Origin of the sequence: [Clostridium] saccharolyticum WM1, from assembly GCF_000144625.1 — a bacterium.
GTDB classification, from domain to species: Bacteria; Bacillota; Clostridia; order Lachnospirales; family Lachnospiraceae; genus Lacrimispora; species Lacrimispora saccharolytica.
In genome coordinates this window covers 1301146-1314808 of the sequence record NC_014376.1, presented here as the reverse complement: position 1 = coordinate 1314808, position 13663 = coordinate 1301146, and the positions used below count along the sequence as shown (strand labels likewise).

Here is a 13663-nt window from a genome sequence, read left to right as displayed (position 1 = left end):
TGCCGCATCATTTCCGTAAGGGAAGAAAGACAGCTCCGATGATGAAGCCGGTGATGGAGCCGATCCCTCCGATAATCACCTCTGAGAGAAAGCTCGGCAGAATACATGGAATTAAAGTTGGTTGGAAACATGGCAGTCATGTATTATGCATGGCCCATAGTCAAGACCACCCGTAAAACGGGTGGCTTGTGAAAAGGGTATAACCCTTTGATACTAGGCCAGCGTCTCAAGGCGCTGGCTTTCACTTCGTTCAAGCCACTATGCTTTTGACTCGTCGCCGCCCCTGAAGGGGCCTTTGTAATACCGACTAACCCTTAAAAGGGTCCTCGTATTCTTTTACACTTAGTTTATCTTGCATAATATCCGCTTTTTCCTGCTACTGTATATATTTTCGGATGGTGTCCTCATTTAGTCCTACTGTGCTTACATAGTATCCTTCCGACCAAAAATGTCGGTTTCCGAATTTATACTTTAGGTTTGCGTGGCGATCAAACATCATAAGGGCGGATTTGCCTTTCTGATAACCCATAAAACTGGATATGCTAATTTTAGGTGGAATACTTACCAGCATATGTACATGATCCGGCATAATATGGCCTTCTAAGATTTGGACCCCCCTTATAATTACATAGTTGCTTCAAGACTTCTCTCAAATCTTCCTTGTATTGATTATAAATTACTTTTCGTCTATACTTAGGTGTGAAGACGATATGATATTTGCACATCCATTTCGTGTGTGCCAGTTCATTGGCTTTCTTCGCCATTGAAATCACCTTTCCTTTCTCTAATAGTGGCTTGGACACCTCTATTATAATCGGAAAGGTGATTTTTTGTATAACTTACTGACTCGCACCCGCATAGCGGGTGGTTTATTATTTCACATGGATTCATTTCTCTTAAAGAGAAACTCACCCATGTTCAACAGGCTAAAGCCCATAAGCAAAAGGAGCCGCAACCGTACTATGTACGCTTGAGACTCCTTTGTTCTCTCGTCTGATCTGTTGGTAGGATTATAGCATTTGCTAAATTAAAATTCAAGTGATTTTGCCAGCTTTATGTTTATGACGGTCATGACTTGATTTTCTTAACTTTTCATAAGCTTTTTAAAGTTGCTGACTGCTTTTGTTTCATCATCGATTATGCTTCCGCCCCTTCCGATCCGGTCACAAAGTCCCAGCAGTGCAACTTCATTGATATCCGTATCCCGTTTCATACCACTCACATCACCAAAAGGAAGCTTTTCTGTCACGTACAGAATGTGCATATGATACCGCACCAGTTTTGCAACTCTCCTGATCCATGGGATATCGCCGGAGAAACAGGATAAAAAATCCACCGCCAGCTGTTCTCCCTCTGAATCATGATCATATGCGGTAATTTTACCTTTCCGGTTTTTCGTCACTCCAGGCTTGCCGATATCGTGAAGCAGAGCAGCCCACAGAAAGGTCCGGGCATCCTTGCTCTCCTTTTTCCGTTTGGCTGCCTCATCCACTACCATCATGGTATGGTTCCATACGCTTCCTTCCGGATGAAAACGCTTTGACTGAGGAGTTTCCTTCATCTTTGCAAGCATGAGAAATGGATAATCGAAAAACCATGGCTCCCTGCTGATCTGCTCTAAATATTCCGATGGACGTTCATCCTGAAGCAAGTGATCTTCTATCTGCCGGAATAACTCTTCCATATTATTTATATCTTCCATAACATCTGCCTTTCTGTCTGATGTATGCCAGTTACGATCCCATTGACATTTAACATTTATTATTTCAAATATTTACAAAAATAAACAAAATTCTTGTTTTCCGCCTGATCTGTTGTACAATTCCGAAAGTAAAAAGGGCAGCCCTTTGCAATGAGCCGCCCTGCGATTATTTTTTTCCTGAATTCTTATTCAGATAAACTTCATTCATTTTTTTCCTCATCTTCAAAAACTCCTCATTGTTTCTGCTGGGATGGATCCTGTTGGTCAGCAGTACAAACCCTTTTCCGCTGGTTTGATCCATTAAAACAGAAGTACCTGTAAAGCCGGTATGATAAAGGGTATCTCTTCCATATTCCTTACTCCAGCCCAGAGTTCGTTCAAACTTTACGATGCTGCAAAGCTTTTCAAACAGTTCCTCTCCAAACAACCGCTCGGAATGTTCCAGATACGCTTTCACAAACTTCGCCACATCCTCCAACGTGGAGAACAAACCGGCGCTGCCGCATTGTCCCAGCAGATAAGCCTTGGTATCGTGGACTTCTCCGCAGATACAGCCTCTTTGTTCTGTACATTCCGTAGGAATGCAGCGTTTTCTGCTGCCCTGAACCAAATAGGAGGTATCCTTCATCCCAAGGGGATTAAAAATATTCTCCCGGAAGGTCTCCTCAAGAGTAGTTTCATCCAGATTCTCAATGATTTTTCCCAGAAGGATAAAACCCACATCCGAATACAGGAAGCCTTCTCCGGCTTCCCTTTCCCTTGGTGTGGTATAGAGATATTCCAGAAGATTTTCCCAGCTCCAGCTTTCTTTGTCCCGAATCTCGGCAGGAAGCCCGCTTGAATGAAGCAGCAGGTGTTCCACCGTGACATCCCCATAGGAAAACCGGCCCAGGATCTCTTTTACCGGCGTAGAAAGGCTTATCACTCCTTTTTCCACCAGCTGGAGAACCCGGGTGGTCGTCCCAATCACTTTAGTCAGCGAAGCAAGATCATAATACAAACCTGCCTCCACGTCCCGGTCACAATAGGGAACCACCGCCCCCTGCTTTCCGGAGTACTTGAAGCGGATCCCCTGATCACTGATAAAGCCCCAGCTTGCTCCCCGGATCACCTGGTCCCGGACAAGCTGCTCTGCCATTTCATCCAACATCGTCTCATTATTATCATTCCAGGCTCTCATCATATGACTAAACTCCGTTTTTCGCAGCCGCAATGGCTTTCCTCACCTGACCGCCGGCTTCTAAAAGGGCTTTCCTGGCCTGATCCTTTTTGCAGCCGCATTCGATCATTACGATGGCAGCAGCCACATCCTTATCTGCCTCATAAAGCACGTGAAGAGCCCGCTCCTCTTTCACACCTGTTAGTTCCATGATCATCTTAACCGCCCGCTTCACAAGCTTTTCGTTGGTGGGCTGTACATGAACCATATAGTTCCGGTAAACCTTTCCAAGCCTTATCATGGCTCCGGTGGAAAGCATATTAACTACCATTTTCTGAGCGGTTCCTGCCTTCATCCTGGTAGATCCGTTGATTACCTCTGGTCCCACGACCGGAGCAATGGAAATATCCGCAATCTTTGCCATGGCGCTGTCCTGATTGCAGGTAACGGAAATGGTAAAGGCACCTGTCTGTTTTCCAAACTCCAGGGCCGCCTTTGTGTAAGGTGTCCTTCCGCTGGCAGCAATTCCGATCACACAATCATCGGCCGTAAGCTTCACCCGTTTTAAGTCCTCCACTGCCAGTTCTTCCGAGTCTTCAGCCCCCTCCACCGCCGTATACATAGCCTCATCACCGCCTGCAAGAAGGCCAAAGGCCCGGGTCGGGGATACACTGTAAGTAGGAGTCAGTTCCACTGCATCCAGAGTACCCATACGGCCGGACGAACCCGCACCGCAGTAAATGATCCGTCCGCCTTTTTTGAAACGCTCCACAATGGCCTCCACTGCTTCCGCAATCTGGGGAAGCACCTTTTCTATGGCTTCTGCTACTTTTTTATCTTCATTATTTATTAATGTAACGATTTCCAATGATTCCAGTCTGTCAATATTCCGGGTAGCTTCATTGATTGATTCCGTTGTAAGCTTTTCTATATTGCACATAAAACTCCTCTATTTTTTAATTTTCAGCCCTGCTACCATCTTTCTGGTTTTGATCAGCTCTACCTCATAATGATCTAAATTCTCCTGGATCACTCCCATGTACAGAAGATCCGCCATCATGATGGAGGTATGAAGAGAGGTAAATGCACCGATCCTCATAACCTTTTCGTTGTCCGGCACATGGAGGCATAGATCTGCAAGATCCTGAAGGGGAGAATCTCTTCTGCGGGTAACCGCTATGATGGAGGCTCCCTGTTTTTCTGCGATCCCGCAGGCATAAAGAACTTCCTGGGACTGCCCGCTGTAGGAAAATGCGATCACCACATCCCGCTTATCAATGTAGTTAAAAAATTCCACCATCATATTAATATCCTGGTAAAAGTTTGCATTTAAGTCGGCCCGCTTCAGTTTATGGAACAGATCATAAGCAGGCAGCGAGGAACTTCCGATCCCCACCAGATAAATGCGCCGGGCTTTCTTAATTTTGTTGATTGCTTTTTTTAATGCATCTTTATTCAGCTGATAGAAAAAATCCTGAAATGCCGCATCCACCAGGGCATCCATTTTCCGGCACAGCGTATCCAAATCATCTTCTTTGGAAATAATGGGGTCTACCATGTCTTCCTTATCATTTTGGGCATCGGTTGCAGCAAGTGCCAGCTTAAAACCTTCCAGCCCATCAAAGCCAAGTTTTTGAACATAACGGATTACAGAGGCGGAGGATACCCCGCTTTTTCCTGCAATATCCACTGCCGTCATCCCAAGACAGTTTTTGGTATCTGACAATACAAAATCTGAGAGTTTCTTCTCTGCCTTACTCATTTCATTGTATTGTTCCCTTATCTTTAACCGTACTGATTCCATTCCGCCTCCTCCTGCATCCAATTTATTTTACAGCATATTTAAGATCGACTGGTCTGACTCATTGGGCAGCATCTGAGCCGTTACGCTCACTCCCAGCTGTACCATTTCCCGGATATCCTTTTCATCGTCTTCCGTCAGATTCACTGATTTTTTAATGGGTCTGCTTCCTTCTCTTTTTGCCACATTTCCAACGTTAAAAGCCTTGATCGGAACTTCAGAACGGATCAGCGCTGCCATATCCGTCACGTTCTTTGTTATGAGAAATACCTTATCCTCTTCGTAAGCCTTTTCTCCGAATTTTTCAGCAGCCCGTTTTAAAGACAGGATGGAAAGCTTTACTCCTGCCGGTTTTGCCATCTTAAGGCCTGCAATGATCAGTTCATCCTTAACCGCTTCATCGTTAACCACGATAATCCTGGACGCTCCTACGGTATTGGTCCAAACCATAGCCACCTGACCATGAATCAGTCTCTCATCTACTCTCGCATGAACAATCGCCATGAATCTTTCTCCTTTTCTTCTTCCTATTCTTCCAGCTCACATGCATTATCCGATGTATGAAAATACATCATATGCTGTTTTCCCATCGCCAGGGAGGTATCCAGAAGCTCCCGGATATCCGAAATCATTCCCCTGGACATATAGGCATGAAGGACCAGAGGAAGGTTAATGCCTCCGATTACCTCCATATTTTCATGGATACCGGACATTTTAAGTCTGGAAGCCATATTAAAGGGGGAGCCTCCTGTCAGATCCCCAAGCACTGCCACTGCTTCACAGTCCTTAAGCCTCCGGATCGCTGACTTCAGCTTTTCTGTTAAATCTTCCGTGGAATCCTCCCCTTTAAAATCAACAGCTTCATAATATTCCGTCTCTCCAGCCAGCAGCTTTAATCCGCTGGTCAAACCAGAGGCAAATTCACCATGGCCGGTTACTATGATTCCAATCATACCACTATTTCCTTTCCTGTTTCAACTTCCTTTTTCTAAAATAAACCAGCCACAAAGGTCAGCATGGATTGCAGATTGCCAAGTACCATACCCAAACCGATGAGAATAAAAATTAATTTTGTAGAGTTTACCTTTTTCTTTCCAAGGAGCCAGTATGAAAATACTACGATACCTAAAGGAAGCAGGGATGGCATGATTTTATCCAGCATATCCTGAAGGGCGAAGGTTACTTCTCCCATGGTAAACTGCAGATCCGTACGGTATTTGATTACAGAAGGAATCAGTGCCCCTACCACAGTCAGTCCCAGGATGCTGGCAGCCTCTGTAATGGGAGAAATTTTATCCGCAAACCCGGTTGCAAGCTTTCGCCCGGACTGATAGCCGATGGTGGTAAATTTATACCGTATCCATAATACCCCGCCACATGCAATGAGAGGTATGATTAGTCCGATGGGATTCCCCTGCATGGCGATATAGGACGCGATGGAGAATACAATGGCCCGGTAAATGGCGATGAACAACGTATCACCGACTCCTGCAAACGGTCCCATAAGTCCGGTCTTTAAACCGGTAATGGCCTCCTCCGCCTCAATTCCCAGTTCTTCCTCCAGCGCCATATCGGCACCGACGATCAGATGAGACATTGCCGGAGTCGTGTTAAAATAACCCAGATGCATCTTCAATGCGCGTTTCATCTTCTCGGGATCATTGGAGTACAGCCGCTTTAAAACCGGCATGATGACATAGGCATATCCAAGGCCCTGCATCTTTTCGTAATTCCAGCCAAACTGTAAAGTAAACAGATTACGCAGATATACTTTAATGATATCGCTTTTTTCCAATTTCACGCTTCCTGTCTGGTTTTTGTCAGCCATCGATTTCTACCTCCTCCTCATCCAAATTCTGCACTGCCACCCGCTCTCTAACTCTTGAAAGATGAAGAGCAGCCAGTGCCAGGCCGATCAAAGCGGCCGCCATAACAGTAAACGTAGCGCCACCAAAGGCAATCAGCACGAATCCGATGATAAAATACGGATAGTATTTTTTAATGGGCAGATAGCGCATCAGGATCGCCATACCCATTGCAGGAAGAATGGCGCCTGCGGTTTTAAGTCCTGTCATAAACCAGACCGGGATAATGGCATTTACTCCGTTTACCACTGCCTCTCCAAAAATCAGTCCCAATGCGACCGGAATCACCCTGGAAAGGACCCAGGGCAGCAGTCCCAGTAAATTTGCCCGCTCCACTCCTTTATAATCCGCATTTTCCGCACAGCGGTCTGCGTAATGCTGAAAGAATGAGTTGGTCATCCTTCCCAGAATGTCCATCTGAGTTAACAGCAATCCGATGGGAATAGCCAGACCGATTCCGTATTCTGCCCCCTGTCCGGATATAATTGCATAAGCGGTACCCATAATCGCTCCTGATAAGTAATCCGGAACCGTGGCACCTCCATAAGTAGCGACTCCCAATGTCATGAGCTGCAAGGTCGCACCAACTACCAGACCTGTTGGCAAATCCCCCAATAATGCCCCGGTAATCACAGCTGCGAACAACGGGGTATACAATCCGCATTGAATGGAAATCTGATCAACCACTGCAATCACGGTATACAGAATCAATCCAATAACAACCAACAAAGAAACTCCCTGCATGTTTTACCTCCTTTTCATACTTCATGCCTTTTCGCACCATAGGCAATGTGTATGGTTTTTTATTGTATAAGCGCTTATATTTAGTATTATAGCATATATGTAATGTTTTTACAATATTATAATAAAATTAGTTTTATATGTAATTATATTACATTATTCATTAAAGTAATTTGCTGTTTAGAGGTATAAAAGGGAAATCCATCTGTCTTTACGGATCTGTCTATTGTATTTCACCGATCAAAATCAGATTTTTCAACCCGGCTGATCATGATCATAAATATAGAAAGAATGGCAAAGCCTTTTCGCTGTGCCATTCTTTCTATATTATAATAGTCTGATACGTTCCCTGATCCTACAGTTCTTCTCCGTTGGTTTCTATCACTTTTTTATACCAGTAGAAGGAATCCTTTCTGGATCTGTTTAACGTACCATTTCCTTCATCATCCTGATCCACATAGATGAAGCCATAGCGCTTCGTCATTTCCGATGTTCCGCAGCTGATTAAATCAATGCAGCCCCACGTCGTATAGCCCATTAAATCCACTCCGTCGGTTACTGCCTCCTTCATCTGCTTTACGTGCTCGCGGATATAGTCTATCCGGTAATCATCATGAATGCTTCCATCCGCCTCCACCTTGTCCCTGGCTCCAAGTCCATTTTCAACCAGGAACAGTGGCTTTTTATAACGGTCGTACATTTTGTTCAGTGTAATGCGAAGCCCGATAGGGTCAATGGGCCACCCCCACTCAGTCAGCTTTAAATAAGGATTCTTGATCGGGCTGTCCAGTTTTCCCGCCAGTTCATTTGCATCCGGCCTGTCCTCTGTAACGTGGGTCATGTAATAGCTGAATGCGATGAAATCTACCGTGTAATCCCTGATGATCTGAAAATCTTCCGGTTCTGTTTCCAGCATTATGTTCTTTTCTTTGAAATACCGTGACATGTAGGAAGGATATTCTCCTCTTGCCTGTACCTCCGGATAAAAGAGATTGATCTGGTCAGCCTTTAATGCCTGCAACTGGTCTTCCGGCCTGCAGGTCTTTGCATAGGACTCAATCCGGTTGATCATGCAGCCGATCTTGGCATCAGGCATGATTTCCTTTCCCGCCTTTACTGCCAGGGAACTGGCCACAAACTGGTAATGGGAAGCCTGGTAAGCCGCCTGCTCTAAGTGATCCACTTTATCCGGAAAACTGCCTGCCCCGGTGTACAGGCTGTTTAAATTCATATTCATTTCGTTAAAAGTGATCCAGTATTTCACGTCATTCTTATATCGTTTGAAACATGCGGCTGCAAACCGGACAAAGCAATCAATCAGCTCCCGGCTCTGCCAGCCGTTATACTTTTCTGACAGAACGATGGGCATTTCATAGTGGGACAAGGTAATAAGAGGTTCTATGTGATACTTTTTCAGCTCGGCGATCACCTTATCATAAAAGGCAAAACCGGCTTCATTTGGCTCTGTCTCCAGACCTGTGGGAAAAATCCTTACCCAGGAAATCGAAAACCGGAATACCTTAAATCCCATTTCTGCAAACAATGCGATATCTTCTGCATATCGATGGTAAAAATCAATTCCCCAGCGTTTGGGAAATTTATATTTTTCCTCGTTGGCCCGGTATTCTTCCAGTTCCTTTGAGGTGACATTGAAGGTAAAATTATTCACTTCTCCTGTTGCATAGGGATCTTTATAGGCAGCATAATCCGATGTGGACATCCCTTTTCCATCCTCCAGACAGGCTCCTTCGATCTGGTTGGCAGCAGTTGCTCCTCCCCATAAGAAGCCCTTTGGAAATCCATATTCTACTTTCGTTTTCATTATCTTTCTCCTTTTTAAATAGATTGTTGAAAAAAAGGGTTACATTTCATAAAATTATTGAAAAACCATGAGGACCTGACTGGTTCCTGCCTCCGCCTTGTCCATGGGAAGATCCAGTACATTCACGTATTCATCTGAGTTTGTTACAATCACAGGGGTAATGGGATTTAAATGGTTTTCTTTAATATACCCCAGGTCAACCTTCATTAACGGCTCTCCCTGCTCCACCCACTGGTCTTCCTTCACCAGTATTTCAAAGCCCTTTCCCTGGAGGTTCACCGTGTCAATCCCAATATGGATCACAACGTTTACCCCGCGGTCGGAGATGAGACCAATGGCATGCTTTGTCGGTGCAATCATCTTGATCTGTCCTTGAAAGGGCGCTTTCACCATTCCCTCATCCGGTATGATAGCAATTCCTTTTCCAAGAATGCCTTCAGAAAACATCTGATCAGGAACCTGATCAAGACTTACTGCCTTTCCCGTCATGGGAGCTGCAACCGGTATTTTTACGTTACGCCCTTCCTGATCCGGACTGATCTTATCAGACGGATTCTCCTTGTCCTCTGTCTTTTCCTTTTCCTTCCCTTCCAATGGAAGAACCATGGTTATGATAAAAGCAGTGAGGAAGGAAGCTAAAACACCGGCGCAGGCCCAGATAAAGTTGTTTAACTCCCCTTCTTTTAGATAAGTAGGCAATGCCGTAATACCCGGAATACTGAAAGCATAAGCCTTAACATGAAAGATACCGTAAATGGCACCTCCTACTGCTCCGCCTGTCAATGCTGCATAAAAGGGCTTTTTATATTTTAAGTTCACTCCATAGATTGCCGGCTCCGTAATGCCGAACAAAGCAGAAAGCGCACTGGAAAATGCAATGGATTTCATTTTCTTATCTTTTATTTTAATGGCTGCCCCTAAAACAGCGCCGCACTGGCCGATATTGCTTACAATGCTCATGGGAAGCAGTAAAATATCGTAGCCAACCCTCCCCAGTCCATCAAAAGTAGACGGAAAAAATGCATAGTGCATACCGGTTATTACAATGACAGACATAAGACCGCCCATGAGAAATCCGGCTACAGGTCCTGCCACTCCAAACAGGGATATGAAAAAGGCGGCTACATATTTGCCCACATAGCTTCCCAAAGGAGCGATGAATACAAGTACCACAGGGGCGGTTATAAGCAGGGAAGCCACAGGCGTTACAATTATCTTTAAAAAGCCCGGCACAAAACGGTCTATGAATTTGTATACCATGCTAAGTAAGAGAACGCCTAATATAATAGGGATTACCGTGGAATTGTAATCCATAACCGGAATATTTAAAAACAGAAACTTCACCGTACTGATCCCCTGTCCGCTTAAATTGACAAAGGCCGGATACATGATAATTCCTGCAAGGGTCGCTGAGAGATGTTCATTCACACCGAATTTCTTTCCTGCGGAAAAGGCTACCAGAAAGGGCAGGAAATAATAAGTGGCATTGGAAATCATATCCAAAACAAAGTAATTATCTGCCTCCGGATTGAGCAATTTTAAAAACACCAGCAGGGCCAGGATCCCCTTTATGATACCGGCACCTGTAATTGCAGGTAAAATTGGATTAAAAATCCCCGAAATTACGCCGAAAACCACGTTCACCGGATTCTCTCTTTTTTTATTCTTCTGATTTTTTTCCTCCGACGATACCACAAGGTCTCCCAGCTCTTCCTTAATCCCTTCAAATACCTTTAATACCTCATTCCCGATGATCACCTGAAACTGATCTCCCTGAAACTGGGCTCCTAAGACACCGCTTAAAGCCTGAATGGCTTTCACATCTGCCTTTTCCTTATTTTTCAGATGAAAGCGCAGTCTGGTAATGCAGTTCCATGCCTGGGTTATGTTATCCTTTCCACCGCAATACCGGATAATTTCCTGAGCTAGTTTTAAATGTTCCATACACAAAGTCTCCTTTTTGTTTTATTTGTAATAAAAATAAACCGTTCTTCGCAGACAATGCCTAATTGAATAGTAACACTCTTATTTTGACCACATGTTTCATCACTTTTTAATGACACTTGTTATCCTTTCAATATGAAGCAGCAGATAGATGATTTCATCCTTGGATACGTCCCAGGAATAGGCATCATTTAAGTATTTTGCAATCTTTACAGCACATTGATAGCTTTTTTTATAACGGGTCTTTACCGTTTCCAGTAAATTCTCGTCGTTTAATCCGATGGTATCCTTCATATGAGTTTCCTGTCTTATAATAAAATACCGCAGATGTACGATAAACCTGGAGTAATATAGTGAATTTTCATCCAATACCAGTTGAAAATGGTAGCTGACAATATCCAGGATTCTGCTGATGATCTCTGTTATTTTCAGAGTATCACTCATATCCTGACTTTCAAATTGTGCATTTACAAAATGCAGAGCGATAAAGGATGCCTCCTGAGGCGGCAGCTTAACAAAAAGCCGTTCCTCAATAAGCTTCACCCCCCTTGCTCCGATTTCATATTCCTTAGGATACAGGTGAGGAATCTCCCATTGGAGAGGATTATCTACATTCTGATTTTTCTTCGCCCTCTCCATTGCAAAGTACAGATGATCAGCCAGAACAATCAGAATAGAGGCATGAAGCTGTTTTTCCAATATCCTGGAGCCATATTGGATGATATCTTCCGTGACAGATACAATGTCCTCCGATAAATTCTGAATCATAGGGGCCAGCCGCTTATTGCTGTCATTGATGAAAAGCTTGCTGACAGAAGATTCCTCTACCAGATCCCCTCGCTTCCGGCTGAAACCGATGCCGGTACCAAACAGAACGACTTCGTTATGATTCTCGTCGTAGGCAAGTACAATGTTATTATTCAGTGATTTGACAAACTCGAACATCATACACCTCCTTTCACACGTTAATTTTTCCATCAAGTTGGTTTCAGGTAATTATAACTAAAAAATAGAGTAAAAAAAATCACCAAATACTAATATCCTCTATTATTTGGATATTGGTATTTGATGATGCCTGATCGAATCAGTAACACTCACTATGAACTTGTCTTAACTATAACATTCATTCGTCATATTGTCAATATCATGGTTTTTATTCATCTGCAGAAAATGCAATGCTGCAGGACCAGACCGGAATACGCTGGTTACTGTCAGTTCGTTCTTCCTATATTCCTTATTTTGAATAAACAGCGGGATCATGATCAAATGCTTCCAGGGCGATAGGCAAGGCCTGGATAACCTGATTTCCAACTGCAGGCAATCCTACCAGAATACTGCTGATCACCTCTTCTCTTGTTGCTCCGTTTAATTTTGCCATTTGAACATGGAAAGGCAATCCGCTTTCCAGCCTTACGGCAGCCATCACTGCAAGATAGGCAAGTTCCTCTGTCTTCTTATCCAGCGCACTTTCCTTGTCCAGTTTCTGTACCATATCCATCCAGGCTCTTTCCACTCCTGGTGCCTCTAATCCGAAAGCCTGAAATGCTGTACTTACCTTCATAATTATCCCCTCTTTCTCAATGATGGAAAAATTCTTTCCACGCAGGAAGCTTTTTCATGCTGTTTTCGGCCATTTGTATCGCGGCCTTTTCATCAAATCCCTGGGTTCTCATGATAAAACGGATCATACCAGCCTTCTTTTCTTCGAACGACTGCATGGAGCCGTCGGGGCGGGCGCAGTGTACACAATAGTCTTTCGTTGTGTCACCGCAGGCAAATTCAGAAGCCTCTGCCATCGGCATACCGCAGGCAATACAAACTTTCATGTTATATCCTCCTTTTATTTTTTAATCAATTCTAAAAAAGTTTCCGTAAGTTTTGAACCATACCGTTCTAAAACCGGCGTATCCGGCGAAAATAAATCCTTGTTTAACAAATAATAATGGACCAATCCCATCCACGTATTAAACAAAAGGGGGATAGGAACATCTTTTATTGTACTGCTTTCCCGTTCAAATGCCTTGTTAAAGTGGAAAGCAACAATGGATTGAATATTTGAAAAAGTTAATCTTGCATCCTCCGGCAATAAACTCCTTTCCGCAATCAGCCGGATATAAAATTTCTCGTGACGGGCTAAAAGATCCAAATGGGTCTTTAACAGCTCCTCAATATTATCTTTTGTTTCCGCCAGCCGGTGTATCTCTGATCCCAGGGCATCACCGAAATCCTGAATCAGACAGCACAGCAATTCATCTAAAGATGAGAAATGGGCAAATATTGTGCCGTGAGATACGCCGGCTTCCTTTGCGATAACAGCCGTTGTAGCGGAAAAACCTTGTTCAGAATAAATCTGATATGCTGTTTCAATTATCTTTTTTCGGGTATGTTCCTTTTGCAGCTGCCTTTTTGTTTTCAATTAATGACCTCCAACTCAATGAGTATGTACTCATTATACATTTTTTTTATTAAGGTGTCAAGATGGTTTCCCTTAAAAAAAAGCCTTTGATGCAGATGTCTCATCCTGCAACAAATGGCCACACTTCCTTTTCCATCCATACCATGACAAATTCTGTTTTTTTAATATCCAGCTCTAATACAGGCCCGGTCAGGCTTCCATGCCGGAAGAAAG

The 13663-nt window shown here is 43.9% G+C and carries 14 protein-coding genes and 1 pseudogene; all 15 read right to left on the bottom strand.

What is annotated here, in order from left to right:
- Positions 1-307: 307 nt before the first annotated feature.
- Positions 308-764 (bottom strand): annotated as a pseudogene (gene tnpA, locus CLOSA_RS06215) (IS200/IS605 family transposase).
- A gap of 320 nt (positions 765-1084) precedes the next feature.
- Positions 1085-1702 carry an HD domain-containing protein gene (locus tag CLOSA_RS06210; protein ID WP_013271919.1) on the bottom strand — a complete coding sequence of 206 codons (618 nt, stop codon included), beginning with the start codon at positions 1700-1702 and terminating at the stop codon, positions 1085-1087.
- A gap of 166 nt (positions 1703-1868) precedes the next feature.
- Positions 1869-2885, bottom strand: a complete 1017-nt coding sequence (locus CLOSA_RS06205; RefSeq protein WP_013271918.1) for a serine hydrolase domain-containing protein — start codon at positions 2883-2885, stop codon at positions 1869-1871.
- A 4-nt stretch (positions 2886-2889) separates the two neighbouring features.
- A complete protein-coding gene (gene murQ, locus CLOSA_RS06200) occupies positions 2890-3801 on the bottom strand; it encodes an N-acetylmuramic acid 6-phosphate etherase (RefSeq protein ID WP_013271917.1) in 912 nt (303 codons plus the stop codon).
- 9 nt (positions 3802-3810) lie between these two features.
- Entirely contained in the window at positions 3811-4665 is an 855-nt protein-coding gene (locus CLOSA_RS06195; protein WP_013271916.1) for a MurR/RpiR family transcriptional regulator, read from the bottom strand.
- 27 nt (positions 4666-4692) lie between these two features.
- On the bottom strand, positions 4693-5166 hold the full coding sequence (locus tag CLOSA_RS06190) for a PTS system mannose/fructose/N-acetylgalactosamine-transporter subunit IIB (protein ID WP_013271915.1): 474 nt from the start codon (positions 5164-5166) through the stop codon (positions 4693-4695).
- Between the two features lie 23 nt (positions 5167-5189).
- A complete protein-coding gene (locus CLOSA_RS06185) occupies positions 5190-5615 on the bottom strand; it encodes a PTS sugar transporter subunit IIA (RefSeq protein WP_013271914.1) in 426 nt (141 codons plus the stop codon).
- A gap of 35 nt (positions 5616-5650) precedes the next feature.
- Positions 5651-6490: a PTS system mannose/fructose/sorbose family transporter subunit IID gene (locus CLOSA_RS06180; RefSeq protein WP_013271913.1), complete on the bottom strand. Its 840-nt coding sequence runs from the start codon at positions 6488-6490 to the stop codon at positions 5651-5653.
- Entirely contained in the window at positions 6483-7271 is a 789-nt protein-coding gene (locus tag CLOSA_RS06175) for a PTS mannose/fructose/sorbose/N-acetylgalactosamine transporter subunit IIC (protein ID WP_013271912.1), read from the bottom strand. Before CLOSA_RS06175 ends, CLOSA_RS06180 begins: the two co-directional genes overlap by 8 nt.
- A gap of 352 nt (positions 7272-7623) precedes the next feature.
- A complete protein-coding gene (locus CLOSA_RS06170) occupies positions 7624-9090 on the bottom strand; it encodes a glycoside hydrolase family 1 protein (RefSeq protein ID WP_013271911.1) in 1467 nt (488 codons plus the stop codon).
- Between the two features lie 54 nt (positions 9091-9144).
- Positions 9145-11034, bottom strand: coding sequence for a beta-glucoside-specific PTS transporter subunit IIABC (locus CLOSA_RS06165; RefSeq protein ID WP_013271910.1), 1890 nt, complete (start codon positions 11032-11034; stop codon positions 9145-9147).
- Positions 11035-11136: 102 nt separating this feature from the next.
- Entirely contained in the window at positions 11137-11982 is an 846-nt protein-coding gene (gene licT, locus CLOSA_RS06160) for a BglG family transcription antiterminator LicT (protein WP_166431297.1), read from the bottom strand.
- 286 nt (positions 11983-12268) lie between these two features.
- Positions 12269-12595 carry a carboxymuconolactone decarboxylase family protein gene (locus tag CLOSA_RS06155; protein ID WP_013271908.1) on the bottom strand — a complete coding sequence of 109 codons (327 nt, stop codon included), beginning with the start codon at positions 12593-12595 and terminating at the stop codon, positions 12269-12271.
- A gap of 16 nt (positions 12596-12611) precedes the next feature.
- Positions 12612-12860: a zinc ribbon domain-containing protein gene (locus CLOSA_RS06150; RefSeq protein ID WP_013271907.1), complete on the bottom strand. Its 249-nt coding sequence runs from the start codon at positions 12858-12860 to the stop codon at positions 12612-12614.
- A gap of 14 nt (positions 12861-12874) precedes the next feature.
- Positions 12875-13450, bottom strand: coding sequence for a TetR/AcrR family transcriptional regulator (locus CLOSA_RS06145; protein WP_013271906.1), 576 nt, complete (start codon positions 13448-13450; stop codon positions 12875-12877).
- Positions 13451-13663: the final 213 nt, after the last annotated feature.

Excerpts from the sequence above, each read along its gene's own strand:
- CLOSA_RS06210 (WP_013271919.1), bottom strand. The coding sequence starts at position 1,702 with ATGGAAGATATAAATAATATGGAAGAGTTATTCCGGCAGATAGAAGAT.
- CLOSA_RS06205 (WP_013271918.1), bottom strand. The coding sequence starts at position 2,885 with ATGATGAGAGCCTGGAATGATAATAATGAGACGATGTTGGATGAAATG.
- murQ (WP_013271917.1), bottom strand. The coding sequence starts at position 3,801 with ATGTGCAATATAGAAAAGCTTACAACGGAATCAATCAATGAAGCTACC.
- CLOSA_RS06195 (WP_013271916.1), bottom strand. The coding sequence starts at position 4,665 with ATGGAATCAGTACGGTTAAAGATAAGGGAACAATACAATGAAATGAGT.
- CLOSA_RS06190 (WP_013271915.1), bottom strand. The coding sequence starts at position 5,166 with ATGGCGATTGTTCATGCGAGAGTAGATGAGAGACTGATTCATGGTCAG.
- CLOSA_RS06185 (WP_013271914.1), bottom strand. The coding sequence starts at position 5,615 with ATGATTGGAATCATAGTAACCGGCCATGGTGAATTTGCCTCTGGTTTG.
- CLOSA_RS06180 (WP_013271913.1), bottom strand. The coding sequence starts at position 6,490 with ATGGCTGACAAAAACCAGACAGGAAGCGTGAAATTGGAAAAAAGCGAT.
- CLOSA_RS06175 (WP_013271912.1), bottom strand. The coding sequence starts at position 7,271 with ATGCAGGGAGTTTCTTTGTTGGTTGTTATTGGATTGATTCTGTATACC.
- CLOSA_RS06170 (WP_013271911.1), bottom strand. The coding sequence starts at position 9,090 with ATGAAAACGAAAGTAGAATATGGATTTCCAAAGGGCTTCTTATGGGGA.
- CLOSA_RS06165 (WP_013271910.1), bottom strand. The coding sequence starts at position 11,034 with ATGGAACATTTAAAACTAGCTCAGGAAATTATCCGGTATTGCGGTGGA.
- licT (WP_166431297.1), bottom strand. The coding sequence starts at position 11,982 with ATGATGTTCGAGTTTGTCAAATCACTGAATAATAACATTGTACTTGCC.
- CLOSA_RS06155 (WP_013271908.1), bottom strand. The coding sequence starts at position 12,595 with ATGAAGGTAAGTACAGCATTTCAGGCTTTCGGATTAGAGGCACCAGGA.
- CLOSA_RS06150 (WP_013271907.1), bottom strand. The coding sequence starts at position 12,860 with ATGAAAGTTTGTATTGCCTGCGGTATGCCGATGGCAGAGGCTTCTGAA.